This is a genomic window from Serratia sp. CY76391, from assembly GCF_052166695.1.
GTDB lineage: Bacteria > Pseudomonadota > Gammaproteobacteria > Enterobacterales > Enterobacteriaceae > Serratia > Serratia nematodiphila.
The window spans coordinates 59,920-85,257 of sequence record NZ_JBJNOJ010000013.1; the positions used below are offsets into that span (position 1 = coordinate 59,920).

The following is a 25,338-nucleotide window of genomic DNA, read 5'->3' on the forward strand; positions in this document are numbered from 1 at the left end:
GATGAGGCGGCACTGTGAAATCAATAGGCTGCAGTGTACTCACTGCAGCAGATACAATTACTTCAACCAGCCTTTGCGCTGCGCGTCCCGCAGATGTTGCTCCATATGGTGCCACAGCTCGGGGTGTACGTCGGCGATCGACGCATTGCGCGCCAGCACCTGCTCCAGACTGATGCCGTTTTCTACCCAGCTCTGGCCTTCATTGTGCAGGTTCATCAGCATCGGCATGGTGCGATCCAGCAGCAAGGCAAAGCGGGCATCGGCGCTCTCGCCGTCTTCATATTCCTGCCATAAAGCGGTGAAATACTCGCGCTGAGCCTCCGGCAACATGCCGAACAGACGGCGCGCCGCCGCCACTTCCTGATCGTGGATCGCCGCGCGGGCAGCCAGATCGTAGACCAGCACGTCGCCGGCGTCGATTTCCACGATGTCATGCAGCAGCGCCATCTGGATCACGCGCTGAATGTCTACGTCATCACCGGCGTAGGGCGCCAGACTCATGGCGGCGATGGCGAAATGCCAGCTGTGTTCGGCGGAGTTTTCCTGGCGCTGGGTGCCCAGTACCTTGGTGCGGCGTTGTACGCCTTTTAACTTATCGATTTCCATCAGGAACTGGATGGCCTGGGTCATTGAACCGAAATCTAACGCGGGTACAGCGGATGACATGGTGTAAACCTCAAGGTGGGTGGGTTGAAGCCTGACGATTGTAGACCAGCGGGCGGGGGATTTCGATGGTTACACGTGTTCACATTTTTATTTTAGCGTACACGTGTACACTGGAATTATTCTCAGTTAAGCTGCTTTGCGTTAATTTCGCACAAAGCAGGGCATTTTGAGGGGTTGCGCGTTATGGGGAAAACGGACGTAGTGAAAGCCGGGAACAATAAGATTGTCACCGCGGCTTATCCGTGGGCGGAAGAGATCGCCAACAGCATCAGCCACGGCATTGGGCTGGTGTTCGGTATCGTCGGCCTGGTATTGCTGCTGGTGCAGGCGGTGAATACCGGCGCCGATGCGACGGCCATCACCAGTTACAGCCTGTACGGCGGCAGCATGATCCTGCTGTTTCTCGCTTCTACGCTGTACCATGCGATCCCGCATCAAAAGGCCAAGCATTGGCTGAAAAAATTTGACCACTGCGCTATTTATCTCCTGATTGCCGGCACTTACACCCCGTTCTTGCTGGTAGGGCTGGATTCGCCGCTGGCGAAGGGCCTGATGGCGGTAATCTGGGGGTTGGCGCTACTCGGCGTGCTGTTCAAACTGGCCTTCGCCCACCGTTTTGAAGCTCTGTCGTTGGTGACCTACCTGACGATGGGCTGGCTGTCGCTGATCGTGATTTATCAGCTGGTTACGCGGCTGGAGGCCGGCGGCGTCACGCTGCTGGCGATCGGTGGGGTGGTCTACACCCTGGGCGTGATTTTCTATGCCTCCAAGCGCATTCGCTTTGGCCACGCCATCTGGCACGGCTTCGTGCTCGGCGGCAGCGCCTGCCACTTCATGGCGATCTACCTGTACGTCTAAGCGTTGCCGCTACGTCTGAATGCGTATTGAACTAGCGCCTCTTTTGTTTTAAAAAAGAGGCGCTTGCTTCTTTCGGGTATCCAGCAAGCCCGTTCCTTCATTTCTGAGCCCGCATACCGTTTCTTTAACCTCTGTTCAGGACTCACCAAGATGATCGTTCGCTTATCCAAAGCGCTGCTGGTCTGCGCTATCGCCTTGTTCGCTTCGCTGGTGGCCTTCGGTAACCTCACCGACTACGGCTCCAACTTCGCCTTCGTGCGCCACGTCTTTATGATGGACACTGTATTCCCCGAGGCCACCATCGGCTACCGCTCGATACAGACGCCGTGGCTGCATCACGCCGGTTATATTTTCATCATTGCGTTGGAGAGTCTGACCGCGCTGCTGTGCTGGATTGGTGGCCTGCGCCTGCTGGGCGGCCTGAAACTGCCCGCCAACGCCTTCAACGGCCGCAAAAAATGGGCGGTAGCGGGGCTGACGCTGGGCTTCCTTACCTGGCAGGTCGGTTTTATGTCGATTGGAGGGGAGTGGTTCGGCATGTGGATGTCGCAGCAATGGAACGGTGTACCGAGCGCGTTTCGCTTCTTCGTCACCATCATCTTGGTGCTGATCTATCTGGTGCAGCGCGACGGGGAGTTGGACGAGTAACAAAGATGGCCGCAGGCAGGGGGCCTGCGGCCGACGGATTATTTCTCTTCAGCCAGCGAGTAGGGCAACGGTTTGATCGCCAGCTGGCTGGCGGCATCGTCGCGCACCCGCAGCTTGCTGTCGGCATCCAGATCGTTGTTCATCACCACCTGCACCCACAGCGTACCGTCGGCTAACTGGCTCGACGCCAGTACGGTGCCGGTGCGGCGCCAGTTTTCCCCCAGCTGCAGCTCCAGATCTTCCGCCGCCTGCGGGGCGCGGGCCGCTTTACCTTCCAGCCAGTAGAGCGCACGTTTGTTGGCGCCGCGGAACTTGGCGCGCGCCACCATCTCCTGGCCGGTATAGCAGCCCTTGCTGAAACTGATGCCTTCCAGCGCCTGGAGGTTGGTGGCCTGCGGGATCAGCTGCGCGCTGTTGGCGGCGTCGATAACCGGATAACCGGCTTCGATCTCCAGCGCCAGCCACTGGTTGCTGTCATTCCGTTCCGCCTGGTCATGCAGTTTGCCGATCAGCTGTTCGGCTACGGCGGGGCGGGTCACCAGCAGAAAACGCTCCGCCGGCGCATTGAAGTGCAGAATCGTGGTCTCGCCGTCCTGCACCACCGGGTGCTCGGCGCTCGGCAGCGTGGCGAACAGGCCCGCCAGCGCGGCGCGCGCCTGGAAACCGGCGACGCCCAGCAATACCGCGTCATTATCGGCGGCGATGGTGACTTTGGAGAACACCGCATATTTTTTGATTTCCGCCAGTTGGCTGTCCAGCACGCTGCGGCGTTCCAGATAGGCGAAGCCTTCGCCGCGGTGGAACAGACGCAGGTTGCTCCACATTTTGCCCTTGGCGTCGCAGTGGGCGCACAGCACGTGTTGATCGGCCGCCAGCGCGTCGATGTCCGCCGTCACCTGGCCCTGGAGATATTTCACCGTGTCCGGCCCGTTCAGCGTCACCAGCGCCCAATCTTCCAGCGAGATCAGCGTCAGGGGCAGATGGGTGGAAGCGGAGGGCTGACGGGGTGGGAATGGAATGTTATGCGCCATAGTAAGTTCCTGCTCAACGTTTAGCTTACCTGAAGGGTATTGAGTCCATGGTAAAAGAGGCGGCGGGCTTTGCAAACTGTTATTCGCGCCGCGGCGCCGGGGGGCGCTTTTTTTGGCATTTTGCGCTTTATTGCGTTTTCCGCCACAAAGCGCCTTCCCGGCGTGTATGTCAAATTGTTACTCTATAGACTTGTGGCCAGGGCACCCTTGCACACAGACCCCCGGCTGATGGAATTATATTGCGACGGCGTTGCCATACAGTGTGTCATTTGAACCCTGCGCTGGCGCTGCCGCGCTGAAAAGAGGTGAGTCATAACAACATGGATATTAACAACAAAGCACGTATTCACTGGGCTTGCCGCCGTGGCATGCGTGAGCTGGACATCTCCATCATGCCGTTCTTCGAATATGAATACGACAGCCTGAATGACGCGGACAAGGCGCTGTTCATCCGCCTGCTGGAGTGCGACGATCCCGATTTGTTCAACTGGCTGATGAATCATGGCGCGCCGCAGGACGGCGAGCTGCAGAGAATGGTGACCCTGATCCAAACGCGAAATAAAGACCGTGGCCCAGTGGCGATGTGATATCCGCATTTCCTGGCGCACCCAGCTGTTTTCACTGTTGACCCACGGCGTTCTGATCCTGCTGATCCTGATTTCGCCCTGGCCGGAAGGCTTTGGCCCGCTCTGGCTGGTGCTGCTGACGCTGGTGGTGTTTCAGTGCATCCGCAGCCAGAAACGCATCGCCGCGGTGCAGGGCGAGCTGCGGCTGCTGGCGGATCGGCGTTTCAGCTGGCACGGCCGCGAGTGGCGGCTGGCGAAAAAACCGTGGATGCCGGGTTACGGCATGCTGTTGACGCTGCAGCCGATGGAAGGCAAAAAGCGCCGCCGGCTGTGGCTGGCTTCCGACTGCATGAGCAAAGAGGAATGGCGCCACCTGCGGCAGCTGTTGTTGTATCCGCCGGCGGGTGACGGCGAACAAGGTTGATAGGGGGCGCCGGCGCGAATCATGCCGCCGGCGCTCGGCGTTGGGGGGAACGCCCGATAGCGGCTACAGCAGCGGCTCCATTTCCAACAGGATCTGTTCGCACCATTGCTGCAGGCGCTCTTCGCTCAGATCGTATTGGTTGACCTCATCGAGCGCCAGGCCGACGAAGTGTTTGCCGTCGGCGCTCAGCGGTTTGGGGCTGGTGAACTCGAAACCCTCTGTGGGCCAGAAGCCGATGAACTGTACGCCCAGCGGCGCGATGTGATCGTGCAGCATGCCCAGCGCATCGAGGAACCACTCACCGTAACCGAGCTGATCGCCCATGCCGTACATGGCGACGATTTTGCCTTTCAGATCCAGCGTCGCCAGCTGCGGCCAGATCGCTTCCCAGTCTTCCTGCAGTTCGCCGAAATCCCAGGTCGGGATGCCGAGGATCAGAATGGAATAGTCCTCCATCAGCTTGGGCGAGACGTCTTTCAGGTTGTGCAGGTCGACCAGGTCTTCACCCAGAATCTCACGGATTTTTTCTGCCGCCATTTCGGTGTAGCAGGTGCTGGAGCCGTAAAACAGACCAATCTTCATGTGTAAACCGTTACGTTGCTGTTTAGAGAATTGCAGCGAGTATACCTGATTTGCCCCGGCTTAAGGCATAATGGCGCGGGTGGAAATGCAACAAAGAGAGGACCGCGTGCAACAGCAAGACAATGCGCTGATTGAACAATTCCTGGATGCGCTGTGGCTTGAGCGCAATCTGGCGGAAAATACGCTGGCCTCCTATCGGCTGGATTTGCAGGCCCTGGGCGCCTGGCTTGGCCAGCAGAAGACCGATTTGCTGCAGGCGCAGGCGCTGGATCTGCAGGCGTTTCTCGCCGAGCGGGTGGATGGCGGTTACAAGGCCACCAGCTCCGCGCGTTTGTTGAGCGCCATGAGGCGCCTGTTTCAATATCTGTACCGCGAAAAGCTGCGCGCCGACGATCCCACCGCGCAGCTGGCGTCCCCCAAACTGCCGCAGCGCTTGCCGAAGGATCTGAGCGAGGCGCAGGTCGATGCGTTGCTGCAGGCGCCCTGCGTCGATCAGCCGCTGGAGCTGCGCGACAAGGCGATGCTCGAAGTATTGTACGCCACCGGGCTGCGGGTTTCCGAGCTGGTGGGGCTGAACATCAGCGACGTCAGCCTGCGTCAGGGCGTGGTGCGGGTGATCGGCAAGGGCAACAAGGAGCGGCTGGTGCCGCTGGGCGAAGAGGCGGTCTACTGGATCGAAAATTATCTGGAGCACGGCCGCCCATGGCTGGTCAACGGCCAGACGCTGGATGTGCTGTTCCCCAGCACCCGCTGCCAGCAAATGACCCGACAGACGTTCTGGCATCGCATCAAACACTATGCCATCCTTGCGGGCATCGACAGCGAGCGTCTGTCGCCGCACGTGTTGCGGCACGCGTTCGCTACCCATTTGCTGAACCATGGGGCCGATCTCCGTGTCGTGCAGATGTTGTTAGGGCACAGCGATCTCTCGACCACGCAAATTTATACTCATGTAGCGACCGAACGACTGAAACAGCTACATCAACAGCATCACCCGCGCGCCTGAGCGGCGGGTTCGAAAGGATTGGAATAATGAAAAAAGGTTTAATGCTGCTTTCACTGCTGGTGGCCTCGGTGGCCGGCGCCGCCCATGCCGATGACGCGGCGATCAAAAAAGCGCTCGCCAGCCTGGGCATCCAGCAGGCGGACGTGCAGCCTTCACCGGTCAACGGCCTGAAAACCGTGCTGACCGACAGCGGCGTGCTGTACGCCTCCGAAGACGGCAAGCACATCCTGCAGGGCCCGCTGTTCGACGTCAGCGGCAAAGAGCCGGTCAACGTGACCAACCAACTGCTGAGCAGCAAGATGGACGCGCTGAAAGATCAGATGATCGTCTACAAGGCGCCGAAAGAGAAACATGTGATCACCGTGTTCACCGACATCACCTGCGGTTACTGTCACAAGCTGCATCAGCAGATGAAAGAGTACAACGATCTGGGTATTACCGTGCGTTACCTGGCATTCCCGCGCCAGGGGCTGGCATCCCAGGCTGAAAAAGACATGCAGTCGATCTGGTGCACCGCCGACAAGGCCAAGGCGTTCGACGCCGCCATGAAGGGCGACGCCGTTTCTCCGGCGACCTGTAAAACCGACATCAGCAAGCATTACGAGCTGGGCGTACAGTTCGGCATTCAGGGCACGCCGGCCATCATCCTGGAAAACGGCATGATGATCCCGGGCTATCAGGGGCCGAAAGAGATGGCCGCCATGCTGGATGCGCACCAGGCCGCCACCAAAGCCGGTGGTTAATCGCCGGTGAGTATCAAAACGCAACTACGCCGCCGCCCGGCGGCGGACGACACGCATCTGCCCGCCAGTTTGCCGCCGCTGCTGCGTCGGCTTTACGCCCTGCGTGGCGTGCAGGCTGAGCAAGAGCTGGAACGCAGCGTCAAGGGCATGCTGCCCTGGCAACAGCTGGACGGTATCGATGACGCCGTCAGCCTGCTGCAACAGGCGCTGGCCGACGGCCGCCGCATCATGGTGGTGGGCGATTTCGACGCCGACGGCGCCACTAGCACCGCGCTGACGGTGTTGGCGCTGCGCAGCATGGGCGGCGCAGCCGTCGATTATCTGGTGCCAAACCGCTTCGAAGACGGCTACGGCCTGAGTCCTGAAGTGGTGGAGCAGGCGGCGGCGCGCGGCGCAGAACTCATTGTCACCGTCGATAACGGCATCTCCTCCCACGCCGGCGTCGATGTGGCGCACGCCAAGGGCATGCAGGTGCTGGTGACCGATCACCACCTGCCGGGCGAGACCCTGCCGGCGGCCGAAGCGATCGTTAACCCCAACCTGCGCGGCTGCGCCTTCCCGTCCAAATCGCTGGCTGGGGTAGGCGTCGCGTTCTACCTGATGCTGGCGCTGCGCGCCCGCCTGCGGGACAGCGGCTGGTTCGAGCAGCGCGCGCTGGCGATGCCCAACCTGGCGGAACTGCTGGACTTGGTGGCACTCGGCACCGTGGCCGACGTGGTGCCGCTGGACGCCAACAACCGCATTCTGGTGTATCAGGGGTTAAACCGCATCCGCGCCGGGAAATGCCGCCCGGGCATCCGCGCGCTGCTTGAAGTGGCCAACCGTGACGCCCGCCAGCTGGCGGCCAACGATCTCGGTTTCGCCCTCGGCCCGCGCCTCAACGCCGCCGGCCGGCTGGACGACATGTCGATCGGCGTGGCGCTGCTGCTGAGCGACGACATTGCGCAGGCGCGCATGCTGGCCAACGATCTCGATGCGCTGAACCAGACGCGCCGCGAGATAGAGCAGGGCATGCAGGTGGAAGCCCTACAGCTGTGCGATCAGCTGGAGCGCACCAGCACCGAGCTGCCTTACGGGTTGGCGATGTATCACCCGGAATGGCACCAGGGCGTGGTGGGCATCCTCGCTTCGCGTATCAAAGAGCGTTTCCACCGCCCGGTGATCGCGTTCGCGCCGGCGGGTGACGGCATCCTGAAGGGCTCCGGCCGTTCGGTGCCCGGCCTGCACATGCGCGACGCGCTGGAGCGGCTGGATATGCTGAATCCCGGGCTGATGATGAAGTTCGGCGGCCACGCGATGGCGGCCGGGCTGTCGCTGGAAGAAGCCAAATTTGACGAGTTCCGCCAGCGTTTCGGCGAGCTGGTGGGGGAGTGGCTCGATCCGGCGATGCTGGAAGGGGTTATCTGGTCCGACGGCGAACTGGCGATGCAGGAGCTGTCGCTGACCACGGCGGAGCTGCTGCGCGAGGGCGGCCCGTGGGGCCAGGCTTTCCCGGAACCGACCTTCGACGGCAAGTTCCGCATCCTGCAGCAGCGGCTGGTGGGCGAGAAACACCTGAAGCTGATGGTGGAACCGCTCGGCGGCGGCCCGCTGCTCGACGGCATCGCGTTCAACGTGGACACCACGCTGTGGCCGGACAGCAGCGTGCGCGAGGTGGAACTGGCCTACAAGCTCGACGTCAACGAGTTTCGCGGCAACCGCAACGTGCAACTGCTGATCCAGCATCTTTGGCCGCGCTGAGGCGAAATTGAACACAATTCGGGGATTGGGCTCTCCAATCCCCGGCATCCTTCCCGATCGCCACAAAAACTGACCAACTCGCTATAAACTGCCGCCCGGATCCGTTAGAATTAGCGGTTCCAATGGCATTCCGCCATCGACGACATCAACGTAAAAGAACGAAACCATGTTTGAAATTAACCCGGTAAAAAACCGAATTCAGGACCTGTCCGAGCGGACTGCGGTTCTTAGGGGGTATCTTTGACTATGATGCCAAGAAGGAACGCCTAGAAGAAGTCAACGCCGAGCTGGAGCAGCCGGACGTCTGGAACGAGCCGGAGCGCGCGCAGGCGCTCGGCAAAGAGCGCGCCGCGCTGGAAGCCATCGTTGAAACCATCGATCAACTGGAGCAAGGCGGCGAAGACGTCGGCGGGCTGCTGGAACTGGCGGTGGAAGCCGACGATGAAGAGACCTTCAACGAAGCGGTCGCCGAGCTGGATCAACTGATTAGCAAGCTGGATCAGTTGGAATTCCGCCGCATGTTCTCCGGCGAATACGACAGCGCCGACTGCTACCTGGATATCCAGGCCGGCTCCGGCGGCACCGAAGCGCAGGACTGGGCCAGCATGCTGCTGCGCATGTACCTGCGCTGGGCTGAAGCCAAGGGCTTCAAGACCGAAGTGATCGAAGAGTCCGACGGCGACGTCGCGGGCCTGAAATCGGCCACCATCAAGATCATCGGCGACTACGCGTTCGGCTGGTTGCGCACTGAAACCGGCGTGCATCGCCTGGTGCGCAAGAGCCCGTTCGACTCCGGCGGCCGTCGCCACACCTCGTTCAGCTCGGTGTTCATCTACCCGGAAGTCGACGACGATATCGATATCGAAATCAACCCGGCGGATCTGCGTATCGACGTGTACCGCGCCTCCGGTGCGGGCGGTCAGCACGTCAACAAAACCGAATCCGCTGTACGTATTACTCACCTGCCAACCAACATCGTGGTGCAGTGCCAGAACGATCGTTCTCAGCATAAGAACAAGGATCAAGCGTTTAAACAGCTGCGAGCCAAGCTGTACGAGTTTGAGATGCAAAAGAAAAATGCTGATAAGCAGACGATGGAAGACAACAAGTCCGACATCGGCTGGGGCAGCCAAATCCGTTCTTACGTGCTGGATGACTCCCGCATCAAGGATTTGCGCACCAACGTCGAAACGCGTAACACGCAGGCCGTACTGGATGGCGACCTGGATAAATTCATTGAGGCAAGTTTGAAAGCCGGGTTATGAGGAATAGAAATGTCTGAACAACAAGTACAGGGCGCCGATCAGGCGCTGGATCTCAATAACGAACTGCAGTCCCGCCGCGAGAAACTGGCCGGCCTGCGTGAGAACGGCATTGCGTTCCCGAACGACTTCCGTCGCGACTCCACCTCCGACAAACTGCACGCCGCGTACGGCGATAAAGACAACGAAGAGCTGGAAGCGCTGGGCGTAGAAGTGACCGTCGCCGGACGCATGATGACCCGCCGCATTATGGGCAAGGCATCCTTCGTTACGCTGCAGGACGTGGGCGGCCGCATTCAGCTGTACGTCGCGCGCGACGATCTGGCTGAAGGCGTGTACAACGAGCAGTTCAAGAAGTGGGACCTGGGCGATATCCTCGGCGCGCGCGGCAAGCTGTTCAAAACCAAGACCGGCGAACTGTCGATCCACTGCACCGAACTGCGTCTGCTGACCAAAGCGCTGCGCCCGCTGCCGGACAAATTCCACGGCCTGGCGGATCAGGAAACCCGTTACCGCCAGCGTTACCTGGATCTGATCGCCAACGAAGAATCGCGCAACACCTTCAAGGTGCGTTCGCAGGTGATGTCCGCTATCCGTAACTTCATGGTGGAACGCGGCTTCATGGAAGTCGAAACCCCGATGATGCAGGTGATCCCGGGCGGCGCGTCTGCGCGTCCGTTCATCACCCACCACAATGCGCTGGATATCGACATGTACCTGCGCATCGCGCCGGAACTGTATCTGAAGCGTCTGGTGGTCGGCGGCTTCGAACGCGTGTTCGAAATCAACCGCAACTTCCGCAACGAAGGCGTTTCTCCGCGTCATAACCCAGAGTTCACCATGATGGAACTCTACATGGCTTACGCGGATTACAAAGACCTGATCGAGCTGACCGAGACCCTGTTCCGCACCCTGACCGAGAAAGTGCTGGGCACCTCTCAGGTGCAGTATGGCGATGAAGTGTTCGACTTCGGCAAGCCGTTCGAGAAGCTGACCATGACCGAGGCGATCAAGAAATACCGTCCGGAAACCGATCTGGCTGACCTGGCCGACATGGGCAAAGCGGTGGCCATCGCCGAATCCATCGGCATCAAGGTTGAGAAGAGCTGGGGCCTGGGCCGCGTCGTGACCGAGATCTTCGAAGAAGTGGCGGAAAGCCATCTGATTCAGCCGACCTTCATCACCGAGTACCCGGCTGAAGTGTCGCCGCTGGCGCGCCGCAACGACGTGAACCCGGAAATCACCGACCGCTTCGAGTTCTTCATCGGCGGCCGTGAAATCGGCAACGGCTTCTCCGAGCTGAACGACGCCGAAGACCAGGCGCAACGTTTCGCCGATCAGGTGAATGCTAAAGACGCCGGCGACGACGAAGCGATGTTCTACGACGAAGACTACGTCACCGCGCTGGAGCACGGCCTGCCGCCGACCGCCGGTCTGGGCATCGGTATCGACCGCATGGTGATGCTGTTCACCAACAGCCACACCATCCGTGACGTGATTCTGTTCCCGGCGATGCGCCCACAGAAATAATCCCGTTTAGCGTGCAACAACCGGTGCAGGCGACTGCGCCGGTTTTTTTTCGTCTACGGGACTTAACCGCTTAAAACATCGACAGTTACGCGCCATCTCCGCTTGCCCGCCGCCGATAACCGGTTATAATGCCTGTCGCACACCGATGCGGGTGTAGTTCAATGGTAGAACGGCAGCTTCCCAAGCTGCATACGAGGGTTCGATTCCCTTCACCCGCTCCAATCTCCCTATGCATCACCCCCATTGAGCTATAACCGTTTTTAGAAAAGCTGATTCTCAACGATTGCATCACCGTTTGGTGCGGGTTGGCGTGTGAGTCGCTCAAGCCATTGGCCTGGCATTTAACCGCGATAACACAACGCGCCGCCCAATCCTGATGCGGGTGTGAGCCGCCGTTGCTGCCCACAGCGCGCCATTACCGTTTAACTCCACTTCTGTTTAACCCCGGATGGCAGGCGGTTGTCCGTTTCTTCGCAGGAGCGGTCGCATTCTTTCGGCAGCAGGAAGGTGATACTTCCTGCCAGCAACAGCGATGCCGCCAGCGCGCAAACCGCGACGTTCTGTCCGTACAGATAAATCATGACGCCGACCAGATAGGGGCCGCAAAACCCACCGAGGTTGCCCAGCCCGTTGATCACCCCGCGTGCGCTGCCCGCCACTTCCGCCGCCGCAATGCGTCCGGGAATTGACCAGAAGGGGCTGGTCGCCGCTTTAAGGAAGAAGCCGCACACCACCAGCGCGATATAGGCGGCCACCACGTGCTCATGCAGGATCACCGAGGCTATCAGCGCCGCTGCAAAACAGTACAGGGAGATCCTGACCCACAAACGGCGTTTACCGCTGCGATCGCTGAGCATCGAAATCACATAAATCCCCGCCAGAGTGGCAACAAACGGCAGGATTGCCAATACCCCAACATTGGCCATGCTGCCACCGGTCAGGTTTTTCAAGATGGTGGGCAGCCACAACGTATACCCATAGTCCCCGGTCTGGTAAAAGAAATTCAGCACGACCAGGCGCATCAATCCCTTGTTGCGAAACACCGCTTTTAACGGCGCTTTGGCCGCCGGCGTCATCCCTTCCCGCGCTTTGCGCTCCCGGGCCAGTTCGGTCAATAAATAGTCGCGTTCCTTCGCCGGCAGCCAACGCGCTTCTTCCGGACGGTCACTGATCACCAGCCACCAAATGGTCAACACCACGACCGACAACAAGCCTTCGATAATGAACAGCCAGCGCCAGTCGAGAGTGGCAATAATGGCGCCGGAAACCGGGGCGGTCAGCATCCCCCCTAGTGGGGCAAACATCATGACAAAGGCATTGGCGCGCCCCAGTTCTTTTTCCGGGAACCAATTGCTTACCATGGTCAGCACGACGGGCAACATTCCCCCTTCGGAGATCCCGAGAATAAAACGCAGCACGAGCAGTTGATATTCATGGGTGACGAATCCGGTGGCGATAGAGACAATCGCCCAGGCCACGAGCGACCAGGCGATAAAACGTTTCCCGCTACCGTAAACCGCAAGTCGTCCGCCAGGGATTTGCAGAAATAAATAACCAATAAAAAAGATACCGCTGGCCACGCCAGCCATCTGGCTGGTAATGCCTAAATCCTGTTCCATACCGCCCGGCAGAGCAAAGCTGATATTAACGCGATCCATAAATGAAATAATACAGGTGATAAGGATCGGCGCGATAACCCGCAGCCAGCGAGTTCCTGGTATTTTATCGGTCATAATAGCGTCTCGATGATATCCGCCATTCACAGAGGATATTGTGTTGGCGGATAAAAATGATTATTCGTAACTCAAACGATCATTTTTATTTAATTAACCCAGGAATATCCTGATGTGAAAAATAACCTGCCAGATTATCCAAAACGGATTGGCTCATTCCCTGACGAGTTTCTACGGTAGCGCTGGCCACATGGGGTTGAAGCAGAACATTCTCGAGAGCAAAGAACGCTGTCGGGACATGGGGTTCGTTTTCAAAGACGTCCAGAGCGGCCCCGGCGATAACATGATTTTGTAACGCCTTTATCAGCGCCGCCTCATCGACCAGGCTGCCGCGGGCGATATTGATAAGCCAGGCGCGTTCGGGCATGGCGTTAAATACGCTGGCATCAATAATCCCGCGGTTTTCCGCACTGCCGGATGCCGCGATCACCAGGAAATCACTCTGTGCTGCGAGCGTGTGCAGATCGGCGCACCACTGGTAATCCAGGCCGTCTTTGCGCTGGCGATCAGTATACAGGATGGTCATATCGAAGCCTTTCGCCCGGCGGGCGATGGCTTGGCCGATATTCCCCATGCCGAAAATACCGATGCGTTTGCCGCTCACTTTGGTCGCCAGCGGTGGCGGCGTCGTTTCCCAGCGGCCTTCGCGTACAAATCGGTCCCCTTGGCAGAGGCGGCGGCTGGCGGACAGCATTAGCCCCAGAGCCAGATCTGCCACATCATCGGTCAGCACGCCGGCGGTGATCCCGACGCTGATATGGCGTTCCCGGATGTAGTTGAGATCGATAGCGTCGGTTCCCACGCCAAAGACAGCAATCATGCCCACCTGCGGCAACTGCTCCAGCGTCTCTCGGGTTACCCCCACATCACCACGGGTGACCACCGCCTGAACGTCTGCGCCATGGCGAACCAGGAAGGCTGGAATATCTGATTGTTCATAGAGACGGAATACCCGGTAGCGGGCGTCCAACGCGGCTTGCAAAGCATCCATCACCGGCGCGATAAGTAAAATGGTAGGTTGAGTGTCAGTGTGCATCGTTGCGATCCTGTCTGAAAATAGGGGATACCCTGTATCAGACGTTTTTTTACCGCTTATTTTTGCGATCTGCATCACGCCAAAGAGTGTTAAAAAAGCATGTTACTGCTGGCGTGATCTCGTGTGCAATTTCGTGGTTTCTGTCAGTGACTATCGGGGAAAATAACCCATTATGCCCGTAGGGGAAGAAGGCGGAATCGATCGATTTTGGTGAGAGCGGTGAATATCCAGTGATTTTCTGCCGTGGATCACAGGATAAGTAACGTCGTTTCGTAACACTTAATTAAGTGACTTTTGTCACAGTTTTAAGCGGCTAAAAACCGTGAGATAGGCCATGACTTATTTCACCATACCGAATAGCCTTTCAGGTGGAGTTTACTCACAGTGGTGATAGGTTGTAAATATTAACAACAAAGCGGTTTGCTTTGTTGCTTATTCATAGTGGCGCCCGTAGAACGATCTAATAGCGATTCTACCGTAATTACACCGAGATTGCCTGTTGCCATAAAAATACCCAGTTATTGTTCTTGTCGGTGAAATGCCGAATCGATATCTACCAGAGAAAATATTATGATCATTGATGCCTTAACCACTGCCGTAAATAATAGATTCTATCCGGCAGCCATTCGAAAAATGCTGGCCAGCATTATTGAAAGTGAGCCGTACAATTTACCTGTCGGCCACTATCAGGTGCAGGGTAAACAGATGTTCTTTAACGTCGTTGAAGGGGAAACCAAACTATTGGCCGACCAGAAGCCGGAGTTTCATCGCCAGTATCTGGATATCCATCTTGTCCTGGAAGGGAGAGAAGTGATTGGCGCCGGGGTTCTGGGGCTGCCTTTGCCCCTGAGTGAGCCATTTAACGAGGCGCACGACCTTGGGTTTAGCCCGGCGATCCCCGGTGAGACTCTCATCCATCTGCAACCCGGTGAACTGGCCGTTATCTTTCCGGGGGAGCTGCATCGCCCGATGAGTACCTGCACAACGCCGGCAGTTCTGCGTAAAATTGTGGCGAAAATCGACGGCGCCCTGCTGACGTAGCAAGACGTTCAGCGGCGGCTGGTATCGCTACTTCAGGCTGCCCGGCGGAAAGCCTTGCTCATCCGCCGTCTGCAGCGACTCTGAAGAATACGCCTTTCCCGTCAAAGCCATAGCCCTAACTTTTAAAAATTGAGTTGGGTTGAATAAATGTACGGCAGAGATTACACCGTATTATTTACAGGGATATTTGCTTCAGGTTCAGATTACATCATTAAAGGCCGGAGTTTACCTCTGTAGTCGATGTAGCCAATCTCATAACGCCTTGATCTTTTAATGCGGTTCCTCCCCATTAGCACAATTTTTGATTTTGGTTTGCCTGCGTTCTGATAGATATTAAAAAAACTATATAAAAATAAATTATTTCGGAGCTAATAATGTCGTTGCAAATCGTGCTTACCCGCAGGGAGGCGCTGGGGAAAATGGTGGGCGTCATCGTCGCCGCCAGCCTGTTGCCTTATTCAAATATAACCTATGCCGAACGGGCGCAAATTGCTGCCTCGCCCGTTGAATACGCGCAATTTTTGCAAATTTCGAGAAAAATTACCGAGTTTGACGATTTGGACGTCACACTCTCCGCCCGCTATTTTTCCGCACTGCGCGAACATTTTCCGCAGTTGAACTCGCAACTCAACGCCCTGTTCATCCTGAGCCAGCAAGCCACCGATGCGGAAGCCTTGAACCGACATGCGATTGAACAGGGGCAGAGGGAGCTTATCCAGGCGATCGTGACCGCGTGGTATACCGGAACCGTAGATCCTTCAAACGCTGAGCAGGGTCAGTTGATTAGTTATAAAGAGGCGCTGATGTATCGCACGGTTCAGGATGCCCTGATTGTGCCGACCTGGTGCAATTTTGGCCCGCTGTGGTGGACCGGCTTGCCGCCGGGCGTTACCCGCCAACCTTCCATTCCCGCAACAGATTTACCTGCCGTAGCCGATAAAAAATATGAGGACCGCGTGTGAAAAGCCCAATAATTAATGCTTCCGGCGATGCAGAGGCCGATGTCGTCATTGTCGGTTCCGGTATTGTGGGCGGTCTGATGGCGGATGCTTTGGTGAGCCAGGGCTACTCGGTGCTGGTACTTGAGGCAGGCCCGCGCATTGAGCGCGCACAGGCTGTGGAAAACTGGCGCAATATGCCACTGCACAATCGTGCGGGGTCGGATTTTCAGGGGCTTTACCCGCAATCGGAGTACGCCACCGCGCCGCTCTATTTCCCGGAGAACGACTATATCAAACTGACCGGCCCCAATGGCTCAGGCTTTAAACAGGGCTATTTGCGTGTGGTGGGGGGAACCACCTGGCACTGGGCCGCTTCTTGCTGGCGCAACCATCCCAATGATTTTCGCATGAAATCCCTCTATGGCGTGGGGAGAGACTGGCCTATTTCCTACGAAGATATCGAACCGTGGTACGCGAAAGCCGAAGAGGAAATAGGCGTTGCCGGCCCGAATAATCCGGAGTGGCAGTCCCCTGCGGAACGCAGCGGGCCTTACCCGATGGACATGGTGCCCTGGGCCTACGGCGACAGACGCATTGCTGAGATTGTTAATCCTCACGGTTTTAAATCGGTGCCCATTCCGCAAGGCCGCAGCACCCGGCCCTGGAACGGACGGCCCACCTGCTGCGGCAATAACAATTGCCAGCCGATTTGCCCGATCGGGGCGATGTACAACGGCATTCACCACGTTGAACGGGCCGAACACAAGGGGGCGAAGGTGATCCCCGAGGCGGTGGTGTACAAAATTGACACCGACGACAATAACCGCGTCACCGCCGTTCACTGGTACGACACGGCGCATAACTCCCATCGGGCGATCGGTAAAACGTTCGTTCTGGCCTGCAATGGGATTGAGAACCCGCGCTTACTGCTGCTGGCGGCCAACGAAAAGAACCCGAACGGCATCGCGAACAGCTCGGATCAGGTGGGGCGCAACATGATGGATCACTCTGGCCTGCACTGCTCCTTCCTGGCGCGAGAGGCCCTGTGGGTTGGCCGCGGCCCGGCGCAGAGCAGCTGCATGGTGGGGTATCGTGACGGCGCGTTCCGCAGCGACCACTCCGCCAACAAGATCATCATCAACAATATCAACCGGGTGATCCCCTCCGCCCTTGAAGTACTGAAAACGGGCAAGGTCGGCAAGGCGCTGCAGGATGAAGTGCGTGACCGCGCCAGCCGCTCGGTGGATCTCTCCATCAGCCTGGAACCGCTGCCGGACCCGAACAACCGTCTGACCCTGAGCCCCACCCGCAAAGACAAGCATGGCCTGGCCTGCCCGGACATACACTACGACGTCGGCGATTACGTGCGCAAAGGGCTGGAAGTGGTCAAAACCCAGCTACGGCAGATTGGCGACTTGTTTGATGCGCAAGAGTTTGTGATTAACGACAAGCTGAATGCCAACAACCACATTATGGGCGGCACGATCATGGGCAGCGACCCCACGAACTCGGTGGTGAACGGCAATTGCCGCGCCCACGATCATGACAACCTTTGGATCCCGGGTGGAGGCGCCATGGTTTCAGCCAGCGTTGTCAACACCACGTTGACAATGGCGGCGCTTGGACTCAAGGCGGCCAATGACGTACTGCGCGCCCTGGAGAGCAAATGAATAAAATCACCCACTCGCTGGCAGCGACGCTGCTGCTGGGAAGCGGCTTCGCGGCGCATGCCCAGGACGGCGATCTGATCGCTAGAGGGCAAGCGCTGGCTATCGCCTCGGACTGCATGGCCTGCCATACGAATACGCAGCAGCAGGGCAAGCCTTTTGCCGGGGGATACGGCATTGCTTCTCCCATGGGCACTATCTACGCCACCAATATAACCCCATCGGTAAAATACGGCATCGGTGGCTATTCTGAAGCGGCGTTTGCCGAGGTTCTGCGCTCTGGGATCCGGCAAGATGGGACGTATCTCTATCCGGCAATGCCTTACACCGCCTATACCCGTCTGAGTGATGACGAGATCCACGCGTTGTATACCTATTTCATGCATGGCGTTGCCCCGGTCGATGAGCCGGCCAAGCGCCAAACCGATCTGCCGTTTCCGTTCAACATCCGCCTCTCCATGGCGGTGTGGAACATGCTTTATTTGGACGATCGGCGTTTCACCCCGGATGTGACGAAAGGTGAGGCGTGGAACGAGGGGGCCGCGCTGGTGCAGGGCCCGGCTCACTGCGGAACCTGTCATACGCCGCGTAATGTGCTGATGGCGGAAGACAATTCGCGCTTCCTGATGGGGGCATCGTTGGGGGCTTGGTACGCGCCGAATATCACCGCCGATCGCCAGGAAGGGATCGGCGACTGGAGCGAGCAGGAGTTAGTGGACTACCTGAAAACCGGTCGGGCGGAAGGGCGTGCACAAGCTGCGGGGCCAATGGCTGAAGCCGTTGAGCACAGCTTCCAATACCTGACCGACCGGCAGCTGCGGGCGATTGCAACTTACCTGAAGACCGTGCCGTCACAGGGCGAGGGGCGCCAGGGCAATGGCCTTGGTCAGGCGCACTACAACGTTGAGCACCATCTCCGCGGCATGGATTCGCCCAACGCCAACCACACGCTCAATAGCGGCGAGGCGCTCTACAGCGGCTACTGCGCCAGTTGCCATCAGCCTGACGGCAGCGGCAGTTTGAACCAGGCCTATCCTTCGCTATTCAACAACTCCACCACGGCCGCGAGCAATCCGTCAAACCTGATTGCCGCCATTTTACAGGGAGTTGATCGCCGGGTTGACGGCAAGCACGTCCTGATGCCGAGCTTTGGCGCCGGTTCCTATGTCGGAGAACTGACGGATAAGCAGGTTGCCGATATCGCTAACTTCGTGCTGCAGAAATACGGCAACAGCGCGCTGAGCGTGAGCGAGGCCGACGTGAGTGAAGTTCGCGCCGGGGGCCCGAAACCGCTGTTGGCGCGCGCACAGCCGATGATTCTGCCTGGCATGGCCGTCGCGGCGGTCGTCATTATTCTGCTGGTCCTATTCTGGCTCCGGCGCCGCAAGACACGTTAAGGGGGCGTTCGGTCAGGTGGGTGGCGCCATCTGGCCGAATTTCTGGTCGGGATAGCGAGTGACGTTCTTCTGACGGCGCGGGTAGCTATGGCCAGTGCTGAAGTCACTGGCGGGGAAAGCTATATTGTCTCCCCCATTGACAGGCGGAAGTGGAGATCGACACGTTCAATGGTCGGCAGCCCTTTAATTTTTTTTATTATGATTTCTGTCGCCACTTTCCCCATCTCATAGCGTGGCGTCAGTACGCTGGCTAACCGAGGGGTGATGATCTGCCCGATCTCAAGACCGTGAAATCCGGCAATGGCAATTTGCGCTGGAACGCTGATACCGTTTGCCAGGCATTCCTGTAACACGCCAACGGCCAGATCGTCGTTGGTACAGAGAATTCCATCCATATCCGGATACATCTGGCTCGCAAGCGTCATCATGCCTGTCCCAATCGAAATGGAAGAGATCTTATTGGGGGAAATACGACCGGTAGGTAAATCATGGTTAGCCATTGCCTGACAATATCCCGTGTAACGCTGTTCATCGCGGATATCAGACATTGAACCAAAATAGATAATGCGTTTTTTACCGCTGGCCAGCAACATGGTGGTCATATCGTAGCCGGCTTTCACATTATCAAAACCCACGTTAATTCGATCTGCATTGCCTGACAGCCCCATGATTTCAGCAACGGGTATTTTTGCCGTCTTCAGGAATTTTTCCGCCCGCAGACTATGGACCGACTCGGTCAGCAGCAGCCCTTTGATCTTAAAAGCCAGGATCGCGGCAATTTGCTCCTCTTCGCGTTTGCTGTTGTAGTCATAATTGACGACCAGCGTCTGATAACCCTGTACAGACGTCACGGATTCAATGCCGGCGAGGACATCAGCAAATATCAGATTGTTAAAAGAGGGAACCAGAACGCCGATGAGGGGAGGGCTATTGGAATAGAGGGCGGGATTGTCAGGATCGGCCTGATAGCCGACTTCCTCGATCACGGCGGCGATGCGCGCAGCGGTTTCCGGTTTAACCCTGTCCGGCGTGCGCAGATAGCGGCTGACCGTCATTTTGGTGACACCAGCCAGTACAGCAATGTCATTTAACGTAATGCGCTGCGACTTCACCATTCATACTCATCTGATCCAGACCGTGTTTGTCATTATGCCCACTGCCGAGTCAAAAGAGAATGCGCGCAATGTGCTGCCTCCGCCGTATCCGGTGACAACCGCACGATGCGCCGATCCCGGTCTCTTTTCCCGTTCCGGCATTATATGTTCGTTATCTTCGCATTTCGTAACGCGGGAAAAGAAAGGCACGCATCTGTGCGCCGTGGACGCGGTGGAAGAAAAGACCGGCAGTTTGATACCTTATTCGGCCCGCCCAATAAGATGAACGGGCCGATATGGCCGGGTTAACTGAGAATATCTTCGGCGATCACGTTGAACAGCGTATCGATCTCGCCCTGAGTGTTGTAGTGCATCATGCCGATGCGCAGCACGCCGCCGTCCTGCAGCCCCAGCTGTTGCACCAAGCCCAACGCATAGAAATGCCCGCTGCCGGCGCAGATGTTGTGCTGCCCCAGGCGGCGGGCGATCGCGTCAGGCGTATGGCCGCTGAAGGTCAGGGCGAAGGTCGGCGTGCGGCGTGCGCTGTCCGCCCGGGGGTTGCCATAAAGCCGCACGCCGTCGAGTTGCTGCAGCCGTTGCAAAAAGTGACTGCACAGCGCCTCTTCATGCCGGTGGTAGGCGGCGAAGCTCTCCTGCAGACGCTGCCTTAACGGCGCACCGGGCGTGCCCCACTGCGCCAGATACTCGATAGCGGCCGCGACGCCGGCCAGCGCTTCGAAGCTTTGCGTGCCGGTCTCGAAACGGCCGGGACCGACGTCGGTGGCCGGCTCGACCTTGTAAGGGCGCAGGCGCTGCAACCACTTTGGCGCGATGTAGGCCATGCCGACGTGCGGGCCAAAGAACTTGTAGGCGGAGCACACCAGGAAGTCACAGCCCAGCGCCTGCACGTCAATCAGGTTGTGCGGCGCATAGTGCACGGCGTCGACATACACCTGCGCGCCGACCCGATGCGCGGCTTCGACGATGGTTTTGATATCGACGATGCTGCCGGTGACGTTGGAGGCGTAGCTGACCGCCACCAGACGAGTGTTGGTGTTGATGCGCTCGCACACTTTCGCGGCATCCAATGCGCAGTCGGCGCTCTCCAGCGGTATCTGATGCACCGCGGCCCCTTTGTCGGCGGCAGCCTGCTGCCAGCTGGAGACGTTGGCGTAGTGATCCAGTGCGGTGACGATGACTTCATCGCCGGCCTGCCAGTCGCGGCTGATGATGCGGCTGAGATGGAAAGTCAGCGTGGTCATGTTCATGCCGAAGACGATGTTGTCGGGCGACGGCGCATTTAACAAGGCGCGCACCGATTCCCGCGCCTGGCCCATCACCTCGCCGGTGACCCGGCTCGAGAAATAGTGGCCGCCCAGGTTGGCGTTGTACCTTCCCAGGTAGTCGGTCATTTTTTCCAGCACGCCCCGTGAAACCTGCGCACCGCCGGGGCCGTCGAAAAAGATGGCCGGTTTGCCGTCGATCTGCTGTGACAGCGCGCTGAACTGGGCGCGGGCGAGCTCGGGGGTAAAGGTCATGCTTTCTCCCCCCGCGCGGTGAGGACAAAGAGATCCAAATGACCTTCTTCTTCCGGGCTCACGGCGTTGATCGGCGTGGCGTTGTGCCACAGTTTGCTGTCCGCCAGCAGCACGGCTTCACCGTCCGCCAGCGCTTTTTTAAAGAAAGGGGCGTGGTGGCTGTCGTCATACAGCATGATTTCACCGCCGACGATGTTGTGCCGATGAATGGCGATCATTGCGATATGGTCGAAACCGTCCTGGTGAATGCCTTCCGGCGCCACCTGGGTGTCTTTCTCGATGGCGACCACGCGCATCTGGTGGATCTCTATCTCGGCGCCTTCCGGCAGTTCGTTGCTTTCTGCAAACAGGTTGCACATCTCCGCCATGCCGGCGCTCTGCAACACGGCGCTGTCGATAGGTTCGAAGCGGCGTACCACATTGCCCTGGAAGTGGTTGATCTGATCCGACTGCATGAAGGTGCGCGGCCCCACTTCGGCGACGTTGGGGTTGAGGTATTTAACGACCGAATAACGGCGCAGGCGATATTTGCCGTCGGCGTGTTGCGTGTGGGGCAAGGAGGAGAACGATGGCATCAGCTGTTGGGTGGCTTGCGGGCTTAGTACAGTCATACTTATTACGTTTTCGTGTTTCTGTAACATAATCACCTCTAATAATAATAATTTCTGATGTTGTAGGGGGTAATTCGATTGAATTGTAGACGACTCTATAACCAACGCAATTTAGCGGTGGCGAGGTGTGACGGCGGTCGTAAAGTGGGGTGAAAAGCAGAGAGATAAAATAGCGAAAAGTCGGTTGGCTCTACGATGAAACGGCGCGGCAGCTTGCCCGCACCGACAGGTATGAAGCGATGAGCGCGCGGCCCTTATGCTTAGAACGTCTCGAAATACAGCTCACGCAACAGCCAGGATATTTCGTTATTGGTGCGGTTTAGGACGTCAATTCTGTGAACCCCTATCGCTTCTGCGCGCAGATCGAGCAGCAAGTTGCGAATCTGCCGGAATAACGGGGTTTGCGGGTTGGGTTTAGCCAACTGCTGGCCGCACAGTTTGATACCGGCGTCGCAACCGGTGGCGATGTCCGTCAGGCAGCACGGGCAGGTGGTATTTTGGCGCGCCATATTGCGGCATTGTTGCCCGATTACCTGATTGAAATGGCGTAATTGCAGGCAGACTTCCCGCGAGTTCAACGGGTTGGAATGGGTTGTCATCGGTTTCAGCTCCCTTGTCTGCGCCTATATTGGCACTTACCGATGAAGATAACCACGGACAAGCCGAGGGGGTATCGCCTTGTTTTGTCTGGAAGCAACAAAAGCGATGAGGCCCGCGATGGCGGGCCGGTAGCGTCAGGCGCGTTTAAACAGATTCGCCGCCTGGAACAGTGCAAAGGAGCTGACCAGCATTTCGATGCCGACGATCGCCGTCACCAGCGTGACCGACGCCGCCGGGCCTGAGCCGATCAGCATCCAGGCGATGATCAAATCGAGTACGCCAATGACGAACTGCAGCCAGTTGCCCGGCAATCCGCGGCGTATATAGCCGGCCGCCAGGCGCGCGATGCCGCCGAGCGCGAACAGCACGGCAAGGTAGACCGCCAGCGCCAGAATGCCCGCCAGCGGGCTGGTGATGAACACATAACCGATAATCAGGTAGGCCACGCCCAGCAGAATGCCGCCGATCATCGGCCAGGTATTCTGCGCCCGGTTGGCGATCATGGCGATAATCAGCCCGGCGCCGCTCAACAGCAGCAGGACGCCGACCACGATGCTCAACGCCGCGCCGGAGGCGAAAGGGTTGACCAGGCACAGTATGCCGCCCGCCAGCAGCAGGAAGGCGATGATCAGCAGGGTGGTGCGTTGCTTTTTGAGCAGTTCTTCGCTCAGGAGGGGCAGATTATTGCGGTCGAGGTTCAACATGACAGTACTCCATTTCGTCGTTGTGTAATTAATCAGTCATCCTTACCTGTTTAGCATAGACCGTCTGGGGGTTTTTGACTGACCCGGCGCAAATGTTACACTGTGCGGCTGACGCGTATCAGAACCGAAAAGACGATTGGGGACAGGATTTGAGCACAGGAAGCAAGCTGGCGAGGTGGCGCCGCATCGCGGTGTGTCTGACATTGGGGCTGCTGTTGGCCGGATGTTCGGGTAAAAACACCTACAACCGCGACTACGACAAACTGCCGAAGGGCAGCTACACCGGCAAGTCCTACACCGTCAAACGGGGCGATACGCTGTATTACATCGCCTGGATCACCGACAGCGAAGTCAGCGATCTGGCCAGAATCAACAAGATACGCCCGCCCTATAATCTGGAAGTGGGGCAAAAGCTGCGGCTGAGCGGCGGCGCGCCGACCAAAACCGCCGCCACGCGCCGTAAAACATCCTCGTCTTCCGCCGCGATCGCCAAGCAAACGCCGCCGCCGGGCGCCGCACGTTGCTGGCGCTGGCCGACCAGCGGCCGGATCGTGCAGGCGTACTCCAATGCCGATGGCGGCAACAAGGGCATCGACATCGCCGGTAAACGCGGCCAGCCGATCTATGCTTCCGCCAAGGGCAAAGTGGTGTATGTCGGCAACCAGCTGCGCGGCTACGGCAACCTGATCATGATTAAGCACGGCGAAGACTTCATTACCGCCTATGCGCACAACGACACCACGTTGGTGCGCAACGGCCAGGATGTGAAAGCGGGGCAGAAGATCGGCACCATGGGCAGCACCGGCACCGATTCGGTGTTCCTGCACTTCCAAATCCGCTACCGCGCCACCGCGCTCGATCCGCAGCGCTATCTGCCGCCGCAGGGTTCGTCGCCGTCCTGTTAACGTCAATCCGGCTCCTTGCGGAGCCGGATGTCAGCTATTTCAGCGGCAGATAGAGATCGGTCACCAGTTCATATTCCGCCACCTCGTGCACGAAGTTGTGGTAGTGGAAATAGAGCGGAAAATCGCGCAGCTCCTCGCCGCTGGCCGGCAACCACTCGCTGTAAAGATAGCGGGCGCTTTCCGAGAGCCCATCCAGCGATCCGAGATGGCGCAGCACCGCGCAGCGCCCGGCCGGCAGCGTGCCGTTCACCACGCCGAAGGCGTTGTCCTCCGGGATCGGCGCAGTGACCTCCCCGCAGATGTAGAAGCGGAAGTCCTGCGCTTCGGTGGTGGCCGGATCGTGCGGTGCGATACCGTAAGTGCGGCTGCTTCTGACCGGCGACAGGCCGCTGGTTTTGCGCCACTCGATAAAGCGTGCGGCGGTTTCGTTGACCAGCGCGGACGGGCCGCGGTGTTCGATCATCGCCACCGGCGTGGCCGGGAAGTCGAGAATGTCTACCTTCATGGGTTGTTTCCTTTTGTGTTTCGGCTCGGGAAAGCGCTGTTGCCAATCGATCCAGGCCGGCCGTTTGCGAAACTGGCTTGGCGTTTGGCTGAACGCCTGTTTGAAGGCGCGGCTGAAGGACTCCGGGTTTTGAAAACCGGCGTCCAGCGCGATGTCAATCACCGGCTCCAGCGGGTTATACGCCAGGCGGTACGAGGCGCGTTTGAGCCTCATCCACTGGATATAACGCCACACCGAGATGCCACAATACGCGCTAAACTGGCGTTGAAAGTGAAAGCGCGAAAAGTGGGCCACTTCGCTCAGTTTTTCGACGGTGAGCGCCTCGTCCAGGTGGCGGTCGATATAGTCAAAGACCAGCGCAAAGCGCTTTGCATACGTCTGGGTCATGTGATTGTCTCCTCCATGCCTGAACTTTGCCCGAGCCGCCGCCGCTTCTCCTGACGGATGATGCTGAGTTATCGCTGCAGGAAAACGAAATGGTGCGGCGTTTGCCGCCGGCCAGGCCAAACT

25 protein-coding genes and 1 tRNA gene are annotated in these 25,338 nt (G+C 58.3%); 15 read left to right on the forward strand and 11 right to left on the reverse strand.

The genetic code is table 11. The annotated features are described in order from the left end of the window. Positions 1 to 57 precede the first annotated feature (57 nt). A complete protein-coding gene (locus tag ACJ8PN_RS21170; protein WP_033632167.1) occupies positions 58 to 666 on the reverse strand; it encodes an HD domain-containing protein in 609 nt (202 codons plus the stop codon). Positions 667 to 849: 183 nt separating this feature from the next. On the opposite strand from ACJ8PN_RS21170, the gene trhA reads away from it, so the two are divergent. Together trhA and ACJ8PN_RS21180 are read left to right on the forward strand one after the other, a co-directional pair. After that, complete coding sequence (gene trhA / locus ACJ8PN_RS21175; RefSeq protein ID WP_021505704.1) at positions 850 to 1,524, forward strand: PAQR family membrane homeostasis protein TrhA; 675 nt, start codon at positions 850 to 852, stop codon at positions 1,522 to 1,524. Positions 1,525 to 1,674: 150 nt separating this feature from the next. Beyond that, positions 1,675 to 2,172, forward strand: a complete 498-nt coding sequence (locus tag ACJ8PN_RS21180) for a DUF2165 family protein (protein WP_413713671.1) — start codon at positions 1,675 to 1,677, stop codon at positions 2,170 to 2,172. A gap of 38 nt (positions 2,173 to 2,210) precedes the next feature. On the opposite strand, the gene ygfZ is transcribed toward ACJ8PN_RS21180, so the two are convergent. Next, the gene (ygfZ, locus tag ACJ8PN_RS21185) at positions 2,211 to 3,203 is read right to left on the reverse strand and encodes a tRNA-modifying protein YgfZ (protein ID WP_015378968.1); all 993 of its coding nucleotides are present in this window, start codon (positions 3,201 to 3,203) and stop codon (positions 2,211 to 2,213) included. Between the two features lie 320 nt (positions 3,204 to 3,523). Between ygfZ and sdhE the strand changes: the two genes are divergently transcribed. Both sdhE and ACJ8PN_RS21195 read left to right on the forward strand, forming a co-directional pair. Continuing rightward, positions 3,524 to 3,790, forward strand: coding sequence for an FAD assembly factor SdhE (sdhE, locus tag ACJ8PN_RS21190; RefSeq protein WP_004931679.1), 267 nt, complete (start codon positions 3,524 to 3,526; stop codon positions 3,788 to 3,790). Next, on the forward strand, positions 3,771 to 4,193 hold the full coding sequence (locus ACJ8PN_RS21195) for a protein YgfX (RefSeq protein ID WP_004931681.1): 423 nt from the start codon (positions 3,771 to 3,773) through the stop codon (positions 4,191 to 4,193). The genes sdhE and ACJ8PN_RS21195 overlap by 20 nt, the downstream gene beginning before the upstream one ends. Positions 4,194 to 4,256: 63 nt before the next feature. On the opposite strand, the gene fldB is transcribed toward ACJ8PN_RS21195, so the two are convergent. Further along, positions 4,257 to 4,775: a flavodoxin FldB gene (gene fldB, locus ACJ8PN_RS21200; RefSeq protein WP_442535198.1), complete on the reverse strand. Its 519-nt coding sequence runs from the start codon at positions 4,773 to 4,775 to the stop codon at positions 4,257 to 4,259. A gap of 106 nt (positions 4,776 to 4,881) precedes the next feature. Between fldB and xerD the strand changes: the two genes are divergently transcribed. From xerD to ACJ8PN_RS21230, 6 genes are all read left to right on the forward strand, one after another. Then, the gene (xerD, locus tag ACJ8PN_RS21205; protein ID WP_004931685.1) at positions 4,882 to 5,781 is read left to right on the forward strand and encodes a site-specific tyrosine recombinase XerD; all 900 of its coding nucleotides are present in this window, start codon (positions 4,882 to 4,884) and stop codon (positions 5,779 to 5,781) included. A 26-nt stretch (positions 5,782 to 5,807) separates the two neighbouring features. Continuing rightward, positions 5,808 to 6,524, forward strand: a complete 717-nt coding sequence (gene dsbC / locus ACJ8PN_RS21210) for a bifunctional protein-disulfide isomerase/oxidoreductase DsbC (protein ID WP_004931688.1) — start codon at positions 5,808 to 5,810, stop codon at positions 6,522 to 6,524. Positions 6,525 to 6,530: 6 nt separating this feature from the next. Continuing rightward, a complete protein-coding gene (gene recJ, locus ACJ8PN_RS21215) occupies positions 6,531 to 8,264 on the forward strand; it encodes a single-stranded-DNA-specific exonuclease RecJ (protein WP_015378966.1) in 1,734 nt (577 codons plus the stop codon). 166 nt (positions 8,265 to 8,430) lie between these two features. Next, a protein-coding gene (gene prfB / locus ACJ8PN_RS21220; protein WP_442535199.1) for a peptide chain release factor 2 occupies positions 8,431 to 9,529 on the forward strand; the annotation gives its coding sequence in 2 pieces (ribosomal slippage) (positions 8,431 to 8,505 and positions 8,507 to 9,529; 1,098 coding nt in all). A 9-nt stretch (positions 9,530 to 9,538) separates the two neighbouring features. After that, positions 9,539 to 11,056, forward strand: a complete 1,518-nt coding sequence (lysS, locus tag ACJ8PN_RS21225; RefSeq protein ID WP_004931697.1) for a lysine--tRNA ligase — start codon at positions 9,539 to 9,541, stop codon at positions 11,054 to 11,056. Positions 11,057 to 11,203: 147 nt separating this feature from the next. Continuing rightward, a tRNA-Gly gene (locus tag ACJ8PN_RS21230) sits at positions 11,204 to 11,277 on the forward strand. Positions 11,278 to 11,478: 201 nt separating this feature from the next. Here the strand turns inward: ACJ8PN_RS21230 and ACJ8PN_RS21235 are convergent. Beyond that, a complete protein-coding gene (locus ACJ8PN_RS21235) occupies positions 11,479 to 12,789 on the reverse strand; it encodes an MFS transporter (RefSeq protein WP_171454692.1) in 1,311 nt (436 codons plus the stop codon). Positions 12,790 to 12,874: 85 nt separating this feature from the next. Further along, positions 12,875 to 13,825, reverse strand: coding sequence for a 2-hydroxyacid dehydrogenase (locus tag ACJ8PN_RS21240; RefSeq protein ID WP_442535200.1), 951 nt, complete (start codon positions 13,823 to 13,825; stop codon positions 12,875 to 12,877). 570 nt (positions 13,826 to 14,395) lie between these two features. Between ACJ8PN_RS21240 and ACJ8PN_RS21245 the strand changes: the two genes are divergently transcribed. The 4 genes from ACJ8PN_RS21245 (at position 14,396) to ACJ8PN_RS21260 (ending at position 18,871) form a co-directional block, all read left to right on the forward strand. After that, positions 14,396 to 14,866 (forward strand): YhcH/YjgK/YiaL family protein, encoded by a 471-nt coding sequence (locus ACJ8PN_RS21245; protein ID WP_033639481.1) that lies wholly within the window; start codon positions 14,396 to 14,398, stop codon positions 14,864 to 14,866. 374 nt (positions 14,867 to 15,240) lie between these two features. Next, entirely contained in the window at positions 15,241 to 15,828 is a 588-nt protein-coding gene (locus ACJ8PN_RS21250) for a sugar dehydrogenase complex small subunit (RefSeq protein ID WP_154871753.1), read from the forward strand. Next, positions 15,825 to 17,477 carry a GMC family oxidoreductase gene (locus ACJ8PN_RS21255; RefSeq protein WP_025304112.1) on the forward strand — a complete coding sequence of 551 codons (1,653 nt, stop codon included), beginning with the start codon at positions 15,825 to 15,827 and terminating at the stop codon, positions 17,475 to 17,477. The genes ACJ8PN_RS21250 and ACJ8PN_RS21255 overlap by 4 nt, the downstream gene beginning before the upstream one ends. Beyond that, on the forward strand, positions 17,474 to 18,871 hold the full coding sequence (locus ACJ8PN_RS21260; protein ID WP_442535201.1) for a c-type cytochrome: 1,398 nt from the start codon (positions 17,474 to 17,476) through the stop codon (positions 18,869 to 18,871). The genes ACJ8PN_RS21255 and ACJ8PN_RS21260 overlap by 4 nt, the downstream gene beginning before the upstream one ends. A 119-nt stretch (positions 18,872 to 18,990) precedes the next feature. Here ACJ8PN_RS21260 and ACJ8PN_RS21265 read toward each other — a convergent pair whose 3' ends face one another. From ACJ8PN_RS21265 to ACJ8PN_RS21285, 5 genes are all read right to left on the reverse strand, one after another. Further along, complete coding sequence (locus ACJ8PN_RS21265) at positions 18,991 to 19,983, reverse strand: LacI family DNA-binding transcriptional regulator (RefSeq protein WP_031300612.1); 993 nt, start codon at positions 19,981 to 19,983, stop codon at positions 18,991 to 18,993. Positions 19,984 to 20,270: 287 nt separating this feature from the next. Continuing rightward, positions 20,271 to 21,503 carry a cysteine desulfurase-like protein gene (locus tag ACJ8PN_RS21270; RefSeq protein WP_442535202.1) on the reverse strand — a complete coding sequence of 411 codons (1,233 nt, stop codon included), beginning with the start codon at positions 21,501 to 21,503 and terminating at the stop codon, positions 20,271 to 20,273. Further along, complete coding sequence (locus ACJ8PN_RS21275; RefSeq protein ID WP_243750840.1) at positions 21,500 to 22,114, reverse strand: 2OG-Fe dioxygenase family protein; 615 nt, start codon at positions 22,112 to 22,114, stop codon at positions 21,500 to 21,502. Before ACJ8PN_RS21275 ends, ACJ8PN_RS21270 begins: the two co-directional genes overlap by 4 nt. Positions 22,115 to 22,374: 260 nt before the next feature. Beyond that, on the reverse strand, positions 22,375 to 22,713 hold the full coding sequence (locus ACJ8PN_RS21280; protein ID WP_015378954.1) for a hypothetical protein: 339 nt from the start codon (positions 22,711 to 22,713) through the stop codon (positions 22,375 to 22,377). Between the two features lie 135 nt (positions 22,714 to 22,848). Continuing rightward, complete coding sequence (locus ACJ8PN_RS21285) at positions 22,849 to 23,418, reverse strand: HdeD family acid-resistance protein (protein WP_171454688.1); 570 nt, start codon at positions 23,416 to 23,418, stop codon at positions 22,849 to 22,851. A 149-nt stretch (positions 23,419 to 23,567) separates the two neighbouring features. Between ACJ8PN_RS21285 and actS the strand changes: the two genes are divergently transcribed. Continuing rightward, a complete protein-coding gene (actS, locus tag ACJ8PN_RS21290; protein WP_253718494.1) occupies positions 23,568 to 24,323 on the forward strand; it encodes an amidase activator ActS in 756 nt (251 codons plus the stop codon). 34 nt (positions 24,324 to 24,357) lie between these two features. Here the strand turns inward: actS and ACJ8PN_RS21295 are convergent, their stop codons facing one another. Further along, positions 24,358 to 25,215 (reverse strand): AraC family transcriptional regulator, encoded by an 858-nt coding sequence (locus ACJ8PN_RS21295; protein WP_049240075.1) that lies wholly within the window; start codon positions 25,213 to 25,215, stop codon positions 24,358 to 24,360. Positions 25,216 to 25,338: the final 123 nt, after the last annotated feature.

Excerpts from the sequence above, each read along its gene's own strand:
- ACJ8PN_RS21170 (WP_033632167.1), bottom strand. The coding sequence starts at position 666 with ATGTCATCCGCTGTACCCGCGTTAGATTTCGGTTCAATGACCCAGGCC.
- ACJ8PN_RS21275 (WP_243750840.1), bottom strand. The coding sequence starts at position 22,114 with ATGACTGTACTAAGCCCGCAAGCCACCCAACAGCTGATGCCATCGTTC.
- ACJ8PN_RS21270 (WP_442535202.1), bottom strand. The coding sequence starts at position 21,503 with ATGACCTTTACCCCCGAGCTCGCCCGCGCCCAGTTCAGCGCGCTGTCA.
- fldB (WP_442535198.1), bottom strand. The coding sequence starts at position 4,775 with ATGAAGATTGGTCTGTTTTACGGCTCCAGCACCTGCTACACCGAAATG.
- dsbC (WP_004931688.1), top strand. The coding sequence starts at position 5,808 with ATGAAAAAAGGTTTAATGCTGCTTTCACTGCTGGTGGCCTCGGTGGCC.
- ACJ8PN_RS21245 (WP_033639481.1), top strand. The coding sequence starts at position 14,396 with ATGATCATTGATGCCTTAACCACTGCCGTAAATAATAGATTCTATCCG.
- sdhE (WP_004931679.1), top strand. The coding sequence starts at position 3,524 with ATGGATATTAACAACAAAGCACGTATTCACTGGGCTTGCCGCCGTGGC.
- trhA (WP_021505704.1), top strand. The coding sequence starts at position 850 with ATGGGGAAAACGGACGTAGTGAAAGCCGGGAACAATAAGATTGTCACC.
- ACJ8PN_RS21295 (WP_049240075.1), bottom strand. The coding sequence starts at position 25,215 with ATGACCCAGACGTATGCAAAGCGCTTTGCGCTGGTCTTTGACTATATC.
- ACJ8PN_RS21250 (WP_154871753.1), top strand. The coding sequence starts at position 15,241 with ATGTCGTTGCAAATCGTGCTTACCCGCAGGGAGGCGCTGGGGAAAATG.
- lysS (WP_004931697.1), top strand. The coding sequence starts at position 9,539 with ATGTCTGAACAACAAGTACAGGGCGCCGATCAGGCGCTGGATCTCAAT.
- ACJ8PN_RS21180 (WP_413713671.1), top strand. The coding sequence starts at position 1,675 with ATGATCGTTCGCTTATCCAAAGCGCTGCTGGTCTGCGCTATCGCCTTG.
- ACJ8PN_RS21240 (WP_442535200.1), bottom strand. The coding sequence starts at position 13,825 with ATGCACACTGACACTCAACCTACCATTTTACTTATCGCGCCGGTGATG.
- ACJ8PN_RS21280 (WP_015378954.1), bottom strand. The coding sequence starts at position 22,713 with ATGACAACCCATTCCAACCCGTTGAACTCGCGGGAAGTCTGCCTGCAA.
- ACJ8PN_RS21260 (WP_442535201.1), top strand. The coding sequence starts at position 17,474 with ATGAATAAAATCACCCACTCGCTGGCAGCGACGCTGCTGCTGGGAAGC.
- ACJ8PN_RS21285 (WP_171454688.1), bottom strand. The coding sequence starts at position 23,418 with ATGTTGAACCTCGACCGCAATAATCTGCCCCTCCTGAGCGAAGAACTG.
- ygfZ (WP_015378968.1), bottom strand. The coding sequence starts at position 3,203 with ATGGCGCATAACATTCCATTCCCACCCCGTCAGCCCTCCGCTTCCACC.
- ACJ8PN_RS21235 (WP_171454692.1), bottom strand. The coding sequence starts at position 12,789 with ATGACCGATAAAATACCAGGAACTCGCTGGCTGCGGGTTATCGCGCCG.